Annotated in this window: 10 protein-coding genes; 3 read left to right on the top strand and 7 right to left on the bottom strand. The window is 48.7% G+C overall.

Going from position 1 to position 17102, the window contains the following annotated elements:
- Positions 1-3 precede the first annotated feature (3 nt).
- A complete protein-coding gene (dapB, locus tag JXR92_RS04855; protein ID WP_117599847.1) occupies positions 4-768 on the bottom strand; it encodes a 4-hydroxy-tetrahydrodipicolinate reductase in 765 nt (254 codons plus the stop codon).
- A 96-nt stretch (positions 769-864) separates the two neighbouring features.
- Here dapB and JXR92_RS04860 point away from each other — a divergent pair, with 96 nt between their 5' ends.
- The 3 genes from JXR92_RS04860 to JXR92_RS04870 all read left to right on the top strand — a co-directional run bounded on the left by JXR92_RS04860 (position 865) and on the right by JXR92_RS04870 (position 5994).
- Positions 865-2139 (top strand): DUF2851 family protein, encoded by a 1275-nt coding sequence (locus tag JXR92_RS04860; protein ID WP_138345187.1) that lies wholly within the window; start codon positions 865-867, stop codon positions 2137-2139.
- Positions 2140-2216: 77 nt separating this feature from the next.
- The gene (locus JXR92_RS04865) at positions 2217-2729 is read left to right on the top strand and encodes a DUF4348 domain-containing protein (RefSeq protein WP_138345185.1); all 513 of its coding nucleotides are present in this window, start codon (positions 2217-2219) and stop codon (positions 2727-2729) included.
- A 178-nt stretch (positions 2730-2907) separates the two neighbouring features.
- On the top strand, positions 2908-5994 hold the full coding sequence (locus tag JXR92_RS04870) for a chondroitinase family polysaccharide lyase (RefSeq protein ID WP_138345183.1): 3087 nt from the start codon (positions 2908-2910) through the stop codon (positions 5992-5994).
- Between the two features lie 208 nt (positions 5995-6202).
- Here the strand turns inward: JXR92_RS04870 and JXR92_RS04875 are convergent, their stop codons facing one another.
- The 6 genes from JXR92_RS04875 to JXR92_RS04900 all read right to left on the bottom strand — a co-directional run bounded on the left by JXR92_RS04875 (position 6203) and on the right by JXR92_RS04900 (position 17092).
- Positions 6203-7153 (bottom strand): tRNA-dihydrouridine synthase family protein, encoded by a 951-nt coding sequence (locus tag JXR92_RS04875; protein ID WP_171030423.1) that lies wholly within the window; start codon positions 7151-7153, stop codon positions 6203-6205.
- Positions 7154-7179: 26 nt separating this feature from the next.
- A complete protein-coding gene (locus tag JXR92_RS04880) occupies positions 7180-9222 on the bottom strand; it encodes a polysaccharide lyase family 8 super-sandwich domain-containing protein (protein WP_138345179.1) in 2043 nt (680 codons plus the stop codon).
- A gap of 139 nt (positions 9223-9361) precedes the next feature.
- Positions 9362-10369 (bottom strand): DUF5017 domain-containing protein, encoded by a 1008-nt coding sequence (locus JXR92_RS04885; protein ID WP_118696388.1) that lies wholly within the window; start codon positions 10367-10369, stop codon positions 9362-9364.
- Positions 10370-10417: 48 nt separating this feature from the next.
- A complete protein-coding gene (locus tag JXR92_RS04890) occupies positions 10418-12172 on the bottom strand; it encodes a RagB/SusD family nutrient uptake outer membrane protein (RefSeq protein WP_117599840.1) in 1755 nt (584 codons plus the stop codon).
- A gap of 25 nt (positions 12173-12197) precedes the next feature.
- Positions 12198-15341 carry a SusC/RagA family TonB-linked outer membrane protein gene (locus tag JXR92_RS04895; protein WP_226791316.1) on the bottom strand — a complete coding sequence of 1048 codons (3144 nt, stop codon included), beginning with the start codon at positions 15339-15341 and terminating at the stop codon, positions 12198-12200.
- Positions 15342-15532: 191 nt separating this feature from the next.
- On the bottom strand, positions 15533-17092 hold the full coding sequence (locus tag JXR92_RS04900; protein WP_138345175.1) for a sulfatase family protein: 1560 nt from the start codon (positions 17090-17092) through the stop codon (positions 15533-15535).
- Positions 17093-17102 lie beyond the last annotated feature (10 nt).

Genomic DNA, 17102 nt, shown 5'->3' on the forward strand with positions numbered 1-17102 from the left:
GTCTTAGTCTTTTAAAAATGGAAACAAGTCACTCATTCCCAAAGCACCTTCGTGCTTGGCGGTATATTCGGCAGCAAGGACAGCTCCCAAGGCAAATCCCCTGCGATTCTTGGCATCGTGGGTGATGGTGATGCTGTCGGCTTCGGAGTCGTAGCGGATGCTGTGGATGCCCGGTACTTCTCCTTCGCGGATAGAACTTATGGGCAGCTCATTGGCTGCACATTCCGTAGAGCCCGAGACAGTCCCGTCGGGAGCCTGGAAAGTTCCTTCTACCCATTTGTCCTTACGGTCGAGATTCTCCAGAATACCTTCGGCAAGCGTGATGGCCGTACCGCTCGGAGCGTCCATCTTGTGGATGTGATGCGTTTCGCTCATTGTCACATCATAGGCAGGGAACTGGTTCATTATCTTTGCGAGGTACTTGTTGACAGCAGAGAATATGCTTACTCCCAAGCTGAAGTTGGACGACCAGAACAGTGTTTTGCCACCTTCGGTGCAAAGCTTCTTCACTTCGTCTCCATGTTCCGCCATCCATCCCGTACTGCCGGATACCAATTTGACTCCGGCCTGGAATGCCTTCATATAGTTATTGTATGCAACCATGGGATTGGTGAACTCTATGGCAACGTCGGCGCTCTTGAAGGCTGCCGATTCAAAGTCTTCCTGATTGTCGACATCGATGATGCTTACAATTTCGTGTCCGCGGCCAAGGGCTATTTTCTCGATTTCCTTGCCCATTTTTCCGTAGCCGATTAATGCGATTTTCATTGTTTCTATCTGTTTTTATTTAGTTTATCAACAAACTATAGGTCGCAAAGATAATCTTTTTCTTACATTTGTACTCAACATTAACGTCTTGTTAACATGGAACAACTACTGCATTATGTTTGGAAGCACAAAATATTTCCTTTGTCAGCACTCCAAACAACCTCCGGCCGGCCGGTAGAAGTGATAGATCCCGGTTTGCCGAACATGAATGCAGGCCCCGATTTCTTTAATGCCAAACTGAAAATAGACGGTACGCTTTGGGTGGGCAACGTCGAAGTGCATACGCAGGCATCAGAGTGGCTGCTCCATAGGCACGACTGTGACAAGGCGTATGATACTGTCATTCTGCATGTAGTGGGCGAATCGAATTGTGATGTGTACCGCACGAACGGTGAGCTGGTTCCCCAGATGGTGCTCACCTGCCCCGACACTGTCCGTTTGCGCTATGAAGAGCTTCGGCAGACAGAGATTTATCCTCCCTGTTATTCCATCCTTGCCTCCCTTCCGAAGCTGACCGTTCACTCCTGGCTGTCCGCTTTGCAGGTAGAGCGTTTTGAGCAGAAAGCACATGTCATATCCCAGCGGCTCGAACGCTGCAATCATCATTGGGAGGATGTTTTCTTCATTACTCTTGCTCGTAACTTCGGCTTCGGGCTGAATGGGGATGCTTTCGAGGCATGGGCAAACCGCCTTCCATTCCGCGCCGTAGACAAGCATCGGGACAGTCTGTTTCAAGTGGAGGCTTTCTTCCTGGGGCAGGCAGGCCTGCTGGAGGAGGTCCCAGCGGAGGCGGATGATTATTATTTGAAACTTCAGAAAGAATTCCGCTACCTGCAACGCAAGTTCGAGCTGCCAGCTCCCATGTCCGTTGAGCAGTGGCGATTTCTGCGTCTTCGTCCCGATAACTTTCCGCATGTACGTCTGGCGCAGCTTGCCAGTCTGTATCATAAGGAGCAGGTACTCTTCTCACGTATCATGGAGGCGGAAACGCTGGAAGCGGTGAAGAAGATACTGGCTGCCAATACTTCCGTGTATTGGGAAGAGCACTTCAATTTCAGAAAAGTTTCACCCCGGAGGGAAAAGCGGGTAGGGGACGGTGCCTTGAATCTGATTGCTATCAATACGGTCATCCCGTTTCTTTATGCATACGGCCTGCACAAGGCTGATGACGTTTTGTGTGACCGTGCCACCCGTTTCCTTGAATCCTTGAAGGCCGAAAACAATCACGTAACCCGACTTTGGGATGGTGCCGGCCTGCCGGTATCTACCGCTGCTGACTCGCAGGCTCTGCTTCAACTTCAAAAGGAATATTGCGACAAGAAAGACTGCTTGCGCTGCCGGTTCGGTTACGAGTATCTGAGGCATAGATGATAATAATTATCGCCCCATGGCCTTAGCATTTTATCACTTTTATATTATCTTTGTGCGTTGAAAAATAATCCGAGTATATGAAGGCTATCCGCTTTGTTTTTTGTCTGTTTGCGGCACTCATGCTGACGACTTTCAATGGTCTGGCTGCCGAAGAGGAGGATTTCAAGACATTCCTCCGGAAATTCACGTCCAGTGCCTCATTCCAGTATTCCCGAATCAAGTTTCCTTTGAAGTCTCCCATCGCCCTCTTGAAGGATGACGGCGAGACGGAGCAGACTTTTCCCTTCACCCGCGAGAAGTGGGCATTGCTGGACGAGGAAACGCTGAAGGAAGGACGTATTACCGAAGAGGAGGGAGGCACCTATATATCTCATTTCACTGTCGATGAACCTGCCCATAAAGAGTTCGAAGCAGGCTATGATGAATCAGAACCTTCCCTTCGTGTGGTCTTTGAACTGACGGATGGCAAGTGGTATGTCACCGACTGCTATAACGACTGGTACAACTTCGACCTCCCTATCAGTGAACTGGAAGAAACCATTCAGGCGGTACAAGAGGAAAACAAGGCTTTCGAAGAACTTCATCCCTGATGAAGCTGGGGCAGAAATCCGCCTCAATCATTATTTTATCCTTCTTCTGTACGATTTATGCCCCCCTTTTCCAAAAAGAGGGGTTTCTTTGTGCCGTACTAATGCATTGGAATATGCGGTTACAACTTCTTTTGCAGATTTCCAAGTAGCAAATATCGATAACCTTAAATAAACAGCCATGATGCAATTCAGTAAATGGAAAATAGGAGCGGCAGCGCTCGTTTGCATGTTGCTGCCGGGCAGTGTACATGCGCAAATCGTGAAGAATGAGCGTTTGCTTTCTTTTGAGGAGAGACAGGTTCCGGCGTTTGTCACTACGGCAGCCGGTTCGCAGTTGGGCATTAGCGACGAACATTATAGGGACGGCGACCACAGTTTGAGCTGGACTTTCGAGCCGGGTGCCGCACTGTCCATCAAGAAAGACTTGAAGTTTGAGAAGAAAGACCCGACGGGGAAAGACACCTATCTTTCGGCTTTCATCGTATGGGTGTACAATGAGCAGGCCCAGGACAAGCAGATTCGGTTTGAGTTCTTGAAGGATGGCAAGGTATGCACCTCTTTTCCTTTTGGCATCAACTTCACCGGTTGGCGCGGAGCATGGGTATGTTATGAACGCGATATGCAAGGTACCCCGGAAGAAGGGATGGACGAAATCCGAATTGTAGCCCCCGACGTGAAGGGGAAACTCTTTTTCGACCATCTGATTACTGCCAGCAAGGTGGATGCCCGCCAGCAGACTGCCGACTTACAGGTACCGTTTGTAAATAAGGGAACCACCAACCACTGGCTGATTATCTACGAACACTCCTTGTGGAAACCGGACATCCCTCTGACAGACGTGACCGAGGCGCAGAAGCAGGATATACGGATTATGGAGAAACGTTTCCGCGACATGCTCTACACGCCTTCCGCACTTTCGGAGAAGGAGATGCAGTCCATCCGTAAGAAGTATGATTTTTATCGGATTACCTACAAGAACGGCAAGGTAGCAGGACGTCCTATCTATTTCGTACGTCACTCCGAGGCATACGAACGTATGGTACCCGATTGGGACAAAGATATGTTCTCCAGACTGGGGATAGAGATAAGCGACTATTTCAACCTGATGAAACGCATCGCCATCGCCTACGACAATGCGGAGGATGCGGCGCTGAAACACGAGTTGAAGCAGAAATTCATCGCCATGTACGATAACGCCACCGACCAGGGTATTGCCTACGGCAGTTGCTGGGGAAATATTCACCATTACGGATATAGTATGCGCGGTCTGTTTGTGTCTTATTTCTTGATGAAGGACGTGTTGCGTGAGGCTGGTAAGCTGGAAGAGGCGGTACGTACGCTCAACTGGTATGCCATCACCAATGAGGTATATCCCGAACCTGCCGTCAACGGTATTGATATAGATACGTTCAACACCAAGTTGCAAGGCCGCATAGCCAGCATCTTGATTATGGAAGATACACCGGAGAAACTGCAATACCTGCGTTCCTTCTCCCGTTGGCTGGACAAAGGCTGCCTTCCTGCGCCGGGACTGGCCGGTTCTTTCAAGCAGGACGGTGCCTGCTTCCATCATTGCAACAATTATCCTGCCTATGCAGTGGGCGGTCTGGACGGTGCCACTAATATGATTTACTTGCTGAGTGGTACCGAGTTCCGCCTGTCCGAGCAGGCACACGAGACGGTGAAGAAAGTGCTTCTCACCATGCGTTTCTATTGCAACTTGAAGCAATGGCCTCTCTCCATGTCCGGGCGCCATCCCAACGGGGGAGGAAGCCTGATACCTATCCAATATGCCACGATGGCCATTGCCGGTACGCCGGATGGCAAGCAGAAATATGACCCCGAAATGGCTGCTGCCTATCTGCGCCTGGTTGCCTATACAGAAGCTCCGGACAAGAATGCGCCCGACTATCTGCCGAAGGCTTCTACCCGCCACGAATTGGAAATGAAGAAGTTGCTCGAAGCCCAAGGCTTCCGTCCGGAACCCGACCCGCAAGGCAATCTGGCTTTGGGTTACGGTTGTGTATCCGTACAGCGTCGTGACAACTGGGCTGCCGTAGTTCGCGGACATTCCCGTTATCTCTGGGCTGCCGAGCACTATCTTCCCGCCAACTTCTATGGCCGTTATCTGGCACATGGCAGCATGCAGATTCTTACCGGAAAACCCGATGAAATGGTTACTTTTGCCACCAGTGGCTGGCAGGAAGCCGGTTTCGACTGGAATCGTATTCCGGGTGTCACGAGCATCCATCTGCCTTTCGACCAGTTGCGTGCCCGGGTATTGAATGTCGATACCTTCTCCGGTATGGAGGAGATGCTCTATTCCGATGAGGCTTTTGCCGGCGGTTTGTCCCAGGCACATCTGAACGGTAACTTCGGTATGGTGCTGCATGAACATGATAAGTATAACGGTTCTCACCGTGCCCGCAAGTCGTTCCACTTCTTCGATGGCACCATTGTATGCCTCGGTACGGACATCGAAAACCTGAATACCGAATATCCTACGGAAACTACCGTGTTCCAGCTTGCCGCCACCACTCCCGAAACCCGTCAATACTGGGAGTCCTATCAGAGTGACGGACAGACTTATATAGACCCTAACGGCGTAGGTTATTACATTTCCAAAGCCTCCCGCCCTGCTGCCCGGTACGAGAAGAACTTTCCGCAAGTGACCGTGGGCGAGCGTAGCACCAAGCCTACTTCCGGTGATTGGGTGTCCTTGACATTGCAACATGGCAAAGCCCCGAAAGGCGCTTCCTACGAATATGCAGTGCTGCCCCACACGGATGCTGCCGCTTTGAAGGCATTCGCCAAGAAACCCACTTACAAGATTCTCCGGCAAGACCGCAACGCCCATATTGTACGCTCTCCGGCAGACGGTCTTACTTCTTACGTCTTGTTCGAGACGCCGCAGACTCTGCCCGACGGTGGATTGTTGCAGAAAGCCGATACATCGTGCCTTGTCATGATACGCGAATATAAGGACAAGCTTCTTCTGACTGTCTCCCAGCCCGACCTGGCCTTGTATCGCGGTCCGAGTGACGAGGCTTTCGACAAAGACGGAAAACGTATTGAGCGCAGTATCTATTCACGCTCGTGGACTGACAATGAGAGTCAGGAGATTCCCGTAACCGTTACTTTGAAGGGACAGTGGAAGGTTACCGAGACGCCCTATTGCAAGGTGGTGTCGGCAGACAAGAAGCAGACAGTGTTGCGCTTTACTTGCCGGGATGCTGCAAGCTTAGAGGTAGAGTTAAAGAGGTAGGGAGAGTATAGGTTAGACATTGATACTGAATACCCACAACACCCGGATGTTTTACCCCATAACATCCGGGTGTTTTACTATAAAACATGGGGATGTTTTGGGGTAATACATCCCCATGTTTTGGGTGAATACATCCGGGTGTTGTGGGTATTCGGTATAGGAGTCTTAGCCTTTCTCTCCTATAGAGAAAGATACTGGAAACGGTTGTTTAATATGTTCCGAGCAGATTGCTTACTGCTGACTGATAGTTTGCCAGTTTACTGGTCTTATGAATGGTCTTTCTCGCTTTGCGGTCTCCGTCCGGTAACAGATACTCCCAGAAACTTTTCATTTTCATTAATAACTGTGCCTCACCGCCTTGTAGTAGCTCTTGATAGGCGTTGAAGACCTCGGTGTGCAGTTGCCCCACCTTTTTCGCCATTTCATCGGAAGAAATCGGGGTTCCTTGCTTGTATTCCAGCGCCAGAGCAGGATTGGCTAGCAGCCCGCGGCCGATGACGATACCTGCCAATCGGGGGAACCGTGTGGTGATAGAACGGATATCTTCCACGGTATGCAGGTCGCCGTTGTAGAACAGAGGGCGGGTGCACTCTTTGTAGAAAGCTTCAAATCCCTTCAGGTCTACCTCTCCTTTGTATTGCTGCTTGCCCAGACGCGGGTGCAGGATGATGTGTGCGAGGGGGAGTTCGTTGAATAGCGGTAGCAGGGCAAGACACTCCTCCGCCTGCTCCCAACCCAGACGCAGCTTCACGGAGAAACGGATGTCGGGATGCCGGTCGATGGCTTCGGAGAGCAGCGCTTTCACTTCTTCGGGATAGGGCAGCATGCCGGAGCCATTGTGGCGCCGGGCCAGCATCGGAAAAGGACAACCCAAATTGATGTCCGCTTCCCGGTATCCTTTTTCGATGAAAAGGGACATTATGTGCTCCAGCTTGTCCGCATCCGGAGCAATGAGCTGGGGGATGAGGTGCAGGCCCGGATTGTGGTCCGGCTCAATGTCACGGGCATCTTTCCGCCGGATTTCTCCGTGCTCCATGCGTACGAAAGGAGAGTAATAGGTCTCTATGCCGCCAAAGATGCGTGCATGCGCTCGCCGGTAGACGGCATCGGTGTAGCCTTGTAGCGGGGCGAAGTGGATAGGTAATATGTTCTCGTTCATGGCTGCAAAGATACATATTTTTCTTTCTAGTAGGAAGCTGTGCTACTTTTTCCGGCTTCTTCTTTTTGCGGCATTTCAAGCAATATTTGTTTGGCTTGTCCGTTTTGAATCAGTGTTATTGTTGCTTTTTCAGGATTTTCCGATTCACAACGTGGATTTGCGATATGTATTCTTTTTTCTTTTTCCTTCCACAAAAGGGCACAAGGGGTATCTGTCGCAAGGATGTCACCATTTTCAAGTTTCAGTTCCCCTGGTTGATAGAAGATGATTTCTGTTATTCTTAATTTTTCATGACGTACAGCTTGTGTTTTTTCCGTATTGGCAAGTACTTTTATCGGCAACTTTGCAGCATATTTTGCGGCAGCGGATGTGCTAGGGATGCTTGGGTGTACCACGTAGGCGTATTTCCCTTGCTGCGGGCGGATGCCGTGATTGGCGTTCAAACTGAACAGTGCCGTATCACAAGTTATTTTGTACTCGGTTTGGGGCAGCAGATTGAAGTAGGCGGTCTGTCCGTGGAGTATCCAGTCTGCAACGGTCTGTATGGAGCCGTTCTTCAGAGTCTGTTTTTTCCCATTTGTCATGTACTGTACCTTCCCGTTGCGGTTACATTGGTTGAGAGTGGTGAATACTTCGGCTTTTCCTTTGGCGTTGCAGATGCCTGCCCCAAGGCATACAAATTCTTCATCGAAATAGAACCAGGCTTTGTGAGCTTGTAATCCGCGGCGGTCTAAAATCATGCCGCAGGTTCCATAAAGACTGTCGCTGACACCTCCGGCAAAACAGTTTCCGTTATTGCCGCCTTCACCCCAATCGGGAATGGGAAGGGGGGCATTGTCTTGTTCGGCAGTAATGCCGGGATATTGGCGGTTGTTGAATATCTTAAAGAAATTGCCGTCATACTCGTGTCCGGTGACAAAAAGATAATTTACTCCGTTGGAGGCATAATAGTTGAACTCACCATCACCGTTGCCGGCCTCGTTGCCTACGGTACGGGTGGAGGTCATGCGTGAACTGGTCATATAATTGTTGCGGCGGTGTACCATGTAGTCGAAACGCCAGAACATGCGGTTACCCGTCAGGCTGTTGTCTCCACCGATGTGTTGCAGTGCTTGCTTCATGTTGTTGCGTGCATCGGAGTTGCTCAACTTGCAGATTCTTTCGGCCAGAACTTTTATGGCAGAGGAGTATTGGTTGCTGCTGATAAAGCGTCCTGCATTGTTGGGGTCATGCTGCTTGTTGTAGAATATCCATTGTACGCCGTCGGTGAAGAGGCGTTGCAATAATTCCAGTCCGGGGCTTTGGAAACGGGTATCCTTGCAGAGTTCCAGATAAGCGAGGGTGGAGTTAACGAATTCTTTGCCGTAGCTGGTGAAGTAAAGTTGCCGTCCATGACCGCAATGTTGCCCGAAGAGATAGTCAGGTTGTATGCCTTCGGAGGGTTGTATGGTGAGCAGTTGCGTCATCCGTTCTTTGAAGTCTTCCATCTGGCTTTCGTTCTCGGTCAGGATGCTGGCGGCAAATGACCCCATGATGATGTCGGCGCCGTTGGCTCCTGTCATGTGTGAGGGGGCGGCATTCTCGTAGCTCCAGCGTAGGTATTTGATGGTCTTGTCAAAAAGTTCTGGATTTTCATTGATTTCGCGGCTCATCAGCACTACGCTGGTAGATAGTTCTTTGGGATAGGGGATATAACGATACCACCAGTTTTTGGCTTGATGGTTGGTGTCTATCCAGAAGCGGAGCGCTTTAAGATAAGACTCTTTCAGCGTTTTGTCATGGTAGAATGTGTTCTCTGGATGTTGGTAGGCGCAGGCCAGGGCGATGAGGTTTTGTACATGCTTGCGTGGGGAACCGTCGGTAGCGCGATAGTTGAGGGTGACGAATGCTCCTTCTGGTGAGAGGGATTTCATCAGTCCGCCAATAGTTTCTTTCGATGTGTTCCGGTCGAGGTACTTTTCGTACATCCGGTTGTAGATGGTCTTGAAGTCGGAGGCATGGGCACGAATACCTGTCAATGTAATGCACAAGGCAATTGCTGCAATGAGTTTGATGTTATGGGTTTTCATGTTGATATTCTTTGTTATATTAGGGGATTTATGAATCAGGGAAGAGCCTCGCGGTTCCTCCCTGACAAAGTTAATTGATTAAGGTCTATAAAAATACTTAAGGTTAGAAGTTTTGTGTTGATAGAACGTTTTTATTTCATTATTCGGTTACCATCACTTTATATTCACGTACCACGGAAGATTCTTGTTTGTAGTTTCCATTGGTGGCTACAAAGGTGGCTGTGTAGGTACCGGGAGTCTTGTAGGTATATTGATAAGAGTCAAGACTCTGGGTAACGTTCTTCAATCCGGTGCCTGCGTCGGGGGAACATGCGTTGACAACAAACAGATTGGAAACCAGCCAGCTATATTTTAATTCAGTATTGGCGTTGGAACTATGAATGAAGAAAGCGTTCATGTCCTTGAAGTTCCAGATACCGGAAGTGTTGTTGGTGACTGTGCCATAGGCACGGTTGGAAGTCATACTCTTCTGGTCGCTCAGGTTATGACGGTGCAACATATTGATAGGGGTGAAGCCGAAAGATCCGGCGGTGAAAGTCGTCTCTTGTCCCTTGGACATTTGGTTCAATATCTGCATGTTGCTAAAAGTAAATCTCGTTTGTGCCACACTGTTGGTTTGACCGCGATAGCAGATGGCTATGGCAATACGTTTGCCCAAATAGGGCTTCATGTCTATGGCAAAGTCTTGTGCTTTGGTTGCAGTAGGGAAATCGGAAGCCGGGATCAATGTTTCCCAAGCGTGTTGCTCCACCAGTACGGAGTCGGCTTCAAAGTTCCCTTTTTCTATGCCGGGAAAGTCGGAGGATACATACATGGTGAGTATGTTTGCTGGATTTCCATATTGTGGGGTCAGCTTGAATTTCAAAGTTGAAGTTTCCACCTCACTTTCGTCTACTGTAGTACGTTCTCTGTATTTATATTCTTTTCCGGCTTCACCGCTGTAAAAAGTGAGGAAGTCCGGGTCACCCTTGAAATGAAACTCCACCGGAGTTCCGCTTTTTACGGTGATGGTCTGACCGTCGAAACTGACACCGTTTCCGGTTGCCACATTTACATCCAGTTCTGCATCTTTAGTGAATTCGCTTTCGCAGGAGGCAAAAGTGAAACTTGCAATGCTGATAGCTATCAATAGTTTATTTAGTTTCATGATATGATTCATTTATTTGGAACGATTATCTTTGTTTCACTCATTCGATTACCAACCAGGATTATTCTGGGTGATGGCTTTGTTTACTGACATTTCACTGTCCGGTATGGGGAAGTAATTGTAAGCGTCTGTTATCTGGAAGAAGGTATAGACGCTGTAGCTAGGTCCCGTAGCCCAGTTGGCATTGGCGCCTTGAAGGGCACGGGGAGCTAATTCATTCATGTTTTTCACATATTCACCCCAGCGGATAAGGTCGTAGCGGCGGGTATGTTCAAAGCAGAGTTCCATAGCACGTTCATCTTTCACTGCCTGACGGAAGGCTTCTTTGCTGAGGCTTCCTTCTTCATAGGGAGCGATGCCGGCACGATTACGCACGTCGTTCAAACATTTGTAAGCCAGTGTAGTGGGAGAGGAGCTAATTTCATTCTCTGCTTCGGCCACCATCAGTAATACGTCCGAATAGCGTAACAATGGGAAGTTGAGTGAAGTGTAGTTCTTGTTCTTTTTGGTGCCGTATGCCTCATATTCTCTGCGGTATTTTCCGCAAGCACGTGAGTAGTTCTTTTCTGAGTCGGCTTCGGTTTTCTCGTAATCTCCCGTTTTCTTGGAAGAATCACCTTCGCCATAGCTGTAAGACACATCCCAATATTGGTTTTTCACTTCTTCCAGCTTACCGTACTCGAATTGGCGTCCTGTAACGCCTTTCTTGCTTACGGCCTCCACGTATTCGAATGGCGCAATATTCCAGTTCATACGGTTGATGTCTCCATTATCCTTGTAGAGTTCATATAGTTTCGGAGTTGACCAGAAGTATGCGTAGCCAAATCCGGGATCTTTAGCGTCTATTAAAGATTGATCGTTGGATTCGTCAGGACATTTGATGCCTATCAGGTTTCCGATACGTCCTTCTGCTCTGACTTCGGAAGTATAGTCTCCGGCAAACTCTGCCTCCCAGATACTTTCATTGGCTGTAGTATTGTATTGGTTAGAACAAAGGTCGATGAATACATCCCAGTAGTTGGCTGCTAAGCCATGTCCTTCGCCCATTACTTTTTGTGCATAGGTGCTGGCTTGCTTGAAATAATTTTGAATGGCTGTAGCGTCTCCGTTGGCATTGTCTCGGAAATGCTCGCCGGCACGGAATAAATAGACACGTGCCAGAATACCCCATGCTGCAGAGCGTGAAACATGTCCCGGCTTGTAGCCTAGTTCTGCGGCTGTAGCAAGACCTTCAGCGCATTCAGACATTTCGGTGGTGATGAAATCATAGATAGTCTGCTTGTCTGTACGGGGAATGTCAAGTCCCGTTACACTACTGGTGGAAGTTGTCTTGAAGGGAACGTCTCCCCAGCCTTGTACCAGTGTGAAGTAGTAGTAAGCGCGCATGAAACGTGCTTCTGCTGTGTACTGTAGGAGCAATTTGTCGGATATGTCTTTGCTTTTGTCAATATTCTCAAGAAACGTATTGGCACGGTCGATACCCGTATAGAGTGTTTGCCAAAGATTGCTGAATTGCGGTGAACTTGAATTGGCATTGTTACAGGCAATCGCACCGCTGGTTTGCGGATTGCGACCACCACCATAATGGGACAAGTCATCAGCACCCGTCATGAACATGTATTCGTTTCCGTAGAAGTTCTGTGAGGTCAGTGGGGCGTATACAGAGGTCAGGAATGAGAGAGCTTCATCCGCATTATTAAAGTAATTGTCGGGAGTCAGCTTAGTAGGTTCTTTGTCCAGAAAATCGCAGGAGACCATAGCCAGACAAGTCAAAGATAGTATTATTGTTTTTATTGTTTTCATATTATATTTCAGTGCTTTAATGGGATTAGAAACCTAAATTGATACCGAAACTTACGGAGAGTGCACGTGGGTAAGACGAGAAGTCGAGTCCCGGAGTCAGACCTCCGCTACGGATAGATACTTCAGGGTCGTACCCGGAGTATCCGGTGATGGTCCAAAGATTTTGTGCAGCTACATAAAGGCGTGCATTATCAATCTTATACTTCTTCAGGAAAGTTTTTGGTACGGTATAGCCCAATGTTACGGTTTTCAGTCGCAGGAATGAGGCATCTTCTACTACACGTGAAGAAATCACGAGGTTAGAACTTGAGTTGGTGGCTGCCGGAATATCACTGTTCGGGTTTTCCGGTGTCCAGCGGTTGGTATAGCTGGCATATTGGTTCAGCTCACGTTTCTTTTGGAAACCGCTATCGAAGAACAGACGGTTGGCATTCAGAACGTCATTGCCATAGCTCCATTGGAAAAATACGCTTAAGTCAAAGCCTTTATATTCGAAGTTGTTGGTGAAACCTCCGGTATGGATGGGCAGACCGCGTCCTATCATGGTACGGTCGTTAGTGTCGATGATGCCGTCACCGTTCAAGTCTTTGTACTTTGGCATACCGGGCTGTGTATTGCTTTCGCTCACGTAGTGGGGAATGTTACCTTTCAGCGTATAACTGCTACCGCTTTTGTCAAAGTCATCGTACTTGTAAGTGCCTTCGTAGATATAGCCGTAAATCATACCCATCGGTTGGCCTATCTTGGCAATGTAGTTGGGCTGGCTGTTAAAGTTCTGGTCAAAAGTGGCAGTGCTCAATAAACTGGTTTGGTTTTCAGCGAGTTCCAACACTTTGTTCTTGTTAAAGGAGATATTGAAGTTGCTGCTCCATTTGAAGTCTTTATTGTCTATATTCACTGTGTTCAAAGTCAATTCAATACCGTCATTGCGCACCTTACCGATGTTTTTCATGGCTGTCAGATAACCCGAAGAGTAAGGAAGAGTGGCATCCAGCAACAAGTCGCGCGTAGTTTTGCGATAGAGGTCGGCAGTAAAGCTGATACGTTCGTCAAAGAATCCCAGGTCAAGACCCAAGTTCCACTGTTCGGTGGTTTCCCATTTTAAGTCCTCATTGGGTAGAGAGATGGGGGCTACACCGACGTTGGCGTTATTGCCGTCAAAAGGATATACTGTGTTATTCATGCTGGTAGTGGCATGGCTTTTAATCATGTCCAGCAAGGCAAGGTAGTCGTATTCACCGATACGGTTGTTACCCGTAAGCCCCCAGCTCAGGCGAAGCTTACCACTTGAAAGCCATTTCTTGTAGTCCTTCATGAATTCTTCTTCGGAGAAGCTCCATGCCAGTGAGCCTGAGGGGAAGTAGCCGTAACGGTTTTTCTTACTGAATTTAGAGGAACCGTCGGCACGGAATGAAGCAGTGGCATAATATTTGGATTTATAGTTGTAGTTCACACGTCCCAGATAAGACAGCATAGACCAGGAAGACAACGTGGAAGTACTCTTGTCAAAAGTACCTTGGCTCATGCCTGCCATACCTAGTGATTCGTTGGGAATCTGCTTCATGCGTAATGAGTAATATTCATAGTCAGAGTTCTGTAATGTCACACCGAGCAATGCATTCAGGAAGTGCTTGCTTTTGAAGTTAGTCTGATAGGTCAAGATGTTTTCATTCAACCACGTCAAACGTTGCTGGCGCACTACTTCTGCATTCACTTTGTCGGTAGATGTAGGACCACCGTAACGGGTCTTGGAATTGTTGAAGGTATCTGAATGGCGGTTGTCATAAGTCCATCCACCGGACACTTTCAGTTTCAGCCCCTTGATAAACTCATATTCTACGTAGCCATTTAGCTGAAGATTGTTGACGTAGTACTTGCGGTAAGCGTTCTTCAGGTCGGCGATGGGGTTGAAACGGTAGTCGTTCGATGCATCTATGTCATCGTCCACAAGATCATTCAGCAGAGAGTCAAGAGACTTACCGGGGTAGTTAACCGGACGATACCCCCATACACTATAGAAGAGGTTATTCATGCCGGAGTAAGAACTTGAAGAAGGAGATGAGCCACTCTGGATGGAACGAGAGAAGTTGGAATTGAAGTTTATGGTCAGCTTACCGCGTTTTACCAAAGTATTCAGACGGCTTTGCAGACGCTCGTAATTGGAGTTGAGCAGGATACCATCTTGGTCGTAATAAGAAAGGGATGCATTGTAGCGTATACCTTCCGAACCGCCGGACAGACGAACATTATGGTTTTGCTGCCATGCAGTGCGGAAAATTTCGTCTTGATAGTTGTTTTGGGCAATGCCTTGGTAGTCGTCCAGCGTCCATTGATGTCCCTCGTATAGCGGAAGGTATTTTTCAGTGGCACGGGTAGGATCTACTTCGAGTTGTAGTTTCACGTAATCATAAGCATCCATCATGTCCAGCTTTTTAGTAACGGTGGAGATACCGAAGCTGCCGTCATAGCTGAGTTGTGGTTTACCTACTTTTCCCTGCTTGGTGGTGATGATAATGACACCGTTGGCACCACGCGCACCATAGATGGCTGTGGCCGATGCATCTTTCAATACATCAGTCGATTCGATGTCGTTTGGGTTGATAGCAGCTGCTACGCGTGCATCTTCCACTGGGAAACCATCGATGATATAAAGTGGGGTATTGTCTTGTGTTAGCGAGTTGTTACCGCGGATGGTGATGGTCATCGTACCGCCAGGCATACCTTCACCTGAGCTTACGTTTACACCAGCGATACGGCCGCCCAATGTCTGGTCGAAAGACGCAGAAGGAGTCTTGAGCAAGTCGCTCATGTTGACTTTGGATACAGAACCGGTCAAGTCTTTCTTACGAACTTCCTGGTATCCCACAACAACCACCTCATCCAATGCCTGGGCATCTTCTTCCAATGTGATATTGAATGTCTGCTGCTCACCTACTTTGATGTCTTGGGTCTTGTATCCAATAAAAGAAAATTGAAGGATATCGGAGGATTTTACGTTACCCAATGTGAACTTTCCTTCCAGGTCAGTAGTAGTTCCGTTGGTGGTTCCTTTCACAACAACGCTGACACCGGGTAATTCTCCCATGGCGTCAACAACTTTACCGCTTACTTGGCCTCCAGTCTGTGCGTGTATACCGAGTACACAGCAAAAGAGCATTGCAAGTAGCATAAAGGTTACTTTCTGTTTCATAAATATTAATTTAATTAGTTATTAATAAAGGCTGTTTCTTCGTTTTGTACTCACTTTAGAGTTGAATCACATCGCAAATGTAGGAGATGGAATATACAAATGCCTTAGTTAATAGTTCGCAAAAAGTACGAATTCGTACAAAACTTGCGAGCAACCACACTCTTGTACTTTTATCTCCTTTCGCTTTGATTCTTTGCTTCCTTCACCTCTTTCAGTAGGATGGAGAGGGCTTTTACCTTGTCCGGATGAGCTTCTGCCACATTGTCTTTTTCGGACGGATCGATGGAAAGATTGTACAGTTGAGGCTGTGGGGCGTTTCCCATTTCTGTTTTCGTCCAGTACTCCAGTGCCGGTTTGTTGCTGGGCTCTATGTATTTCCAGTCTCCCTGGATAATGGAGAGTGTATTGTCCAGATTCTGTTGTACAATATAGTCACATCCGGCAGTATCGGTTCCCAGGAAGTTGCTGAGCTGGTCGCGGCTGTCGGGAGCGATGCCTGCTTCCAGCGGATGGTTCAGCAGGGCGGCGAATGAAGCGTATACATCAATCATGGAGAAGAGGGCTTGTTGTTTGCCGGGCTTGATGCCATTGGGCCAGCGTACAATGAAGGGAATGCGGGTACCGGCATCGAAAGCGCTGTACTTCCCACCGCGGTAGTGCTTCATGGGAGTATGGCCATTCAGCAGTTCGTGTGCCTGGTCCTGATAGCCGTCGTCTATGACGGGACCGTTGTCACTGCAGAATACAAAAATAGTGTTGTCGGCAATGCCGAGGCTGTCCAGGGTGTGCATGATTTCACCCACAGTCCAGTCCAGCTGGAGGATGACGTCGCCACGTACGCCCAAACCGCTCTTGCCGGCGAAACGTGGATGTGGCACGCGGGGAACATGTACATCTTGCGTACCCATATAAAGGAAGAAAGGTTCGTCTTTATGGGCTGTGATGAAGTTCTTGGCCTTGTCTGTAATCACGTCGGCAATGTCTTCGTCTGTCCAAAGGGCGGATTTACCGCCGGTCATCCAGCCGATGCGGGGGATGCCGTTGATGATGGTGTTATTGTGCCCTTGGCTGGGTTTCATCTTGACGAGTTCGGGGTTTTCGAGACCGGTGGGCCAGTCACCGACCTTGTGGTCGTAGCTCACCGTGATAGGGTCGTTGGGGTCGAGGCCCACTACATGTCCGTTCTCTACAAAGACGCAGGGAACGCGGTCGACGGTAGCGGGGATGATGTATTCATAGTCAAAGCCGATGTCTTGGGTGTTCGGTTTGATGGAGTGGTTGAAGTCTGTACCGCCTTTAGGACCCAGGCCGAGGTGCCACTTGCCCACTGCTGCAGTGGCGTAGCCTTCTTCCTTGAACATATCGGCCATAGTGACGCAGGCGGTATCGATGATGAGTTCGGAATTGCCCGGAGCAATGCCGGTATTCTTCTGTCGCCAGGGATACATGCCTGTCAGCAGGCCGAAGCGGGAAGGGGTGCTGGTGGAAGAAGTGGCATAAGCGTTGGTAAACTGCATGCCTTGTCCGGCAAGGCGGTCGATGTTGGGAGTGCTTACTTTGGTGGCACCGTAACAGCTCAGGTCGCCGATACCCAGGTCATCAGCAATCAGATATACTACATTGGGCTTCTGCGGCGAGTGCTCCGAAGTCTTGTCTTTAGGTTGGCTTCCGCATCCCGCTATCAGGGCTGCACCGGGAATCAGAGACCACAAGGGGGAAAAATGCTTCATAGTTCTTTGA

Source organism: Bacteroides parvus (assembly GCF_017309675.2).
Lineage (GTDB): Bacteria > Bacteroidota > Bacteroidia > Bacteroidales > Bacteroidaceae > Bacteroides > Bacteroides uniformis.

Excerpts from the sequence above, each read along its gene's own strand:
- dapB (WP_117599847.1), bottom strand. The coding sequence starts at position 768 with ATGAAAATCGCATTAATCGGCTACGGAAAAATGGGCAAGGAAATCGAG.
- JXR92_RS04860 (WP_138345187.1), top strand. The coding sequence starts at position 865 with ATGGAACAACTACTGCATTATGTTTGGAAGCACAAAATATTTCCTTTG.
- JXR92_RS04865 (WP_138345185.1), top strand. The coding sequence starts at position 2,217 with ATGAAGGCTATCCGCTTTGTTTTTTGTCTGTTTGCGGCACTCATGCTG.
- JXR92_RS04870 (WP_138345183.1), top strand. The coding sequence starts at position 2,908 with ATGATGCAATTCAGTAAATGGAAAATAGGAGCGGCAGCGCTCGTTTGC.
- JXR92_RS04875 (WP_171030423.1), bottom strand. The coding sequence starts at position 7,153 with ATGAACGAGAACATATTACCTATCCACTTCGCCCCGCTACAAGGCTAC.
- JXR92_RS04880 (WP_138345179.1), bottom strand. The coding sequence starts at position 9,222 with ATGAAAACCCATAACATCAAACTCATTGCAGCAATTGCCTTGTGCATT.
- JXR92_RS04885 (WP_118696388.1), bottom strand. The coding sequence starts at position 10,369 with ATGAAACTAAATAAACTATTGATAGCTATCAGCATTGCAAGTTTCACT.
- JXR92_RS04890 (WP_117599840.1), bottom strand. The coding sequence starts at position 12,172 with ATGAAAACAATAAAAACAATAATACTATCTTTGACTTGTCTGGCTATG.
- JXR92_RS04895 (WP_226791316.1), bottom strand. The coding sequence starts at position 15,341 with ATGCTACTTGCAATGCTCTTTTGCTGTGTACTCGGTATACACGCACAG.
- JXR92_RS04900 (WP_138345175.1), bottom strand. The coding sequence starts at position 17,092 with ATGAAGCATTTTTCCCCCTTGTGGTCTCTGATTCCCGGTGCAGCCCTG.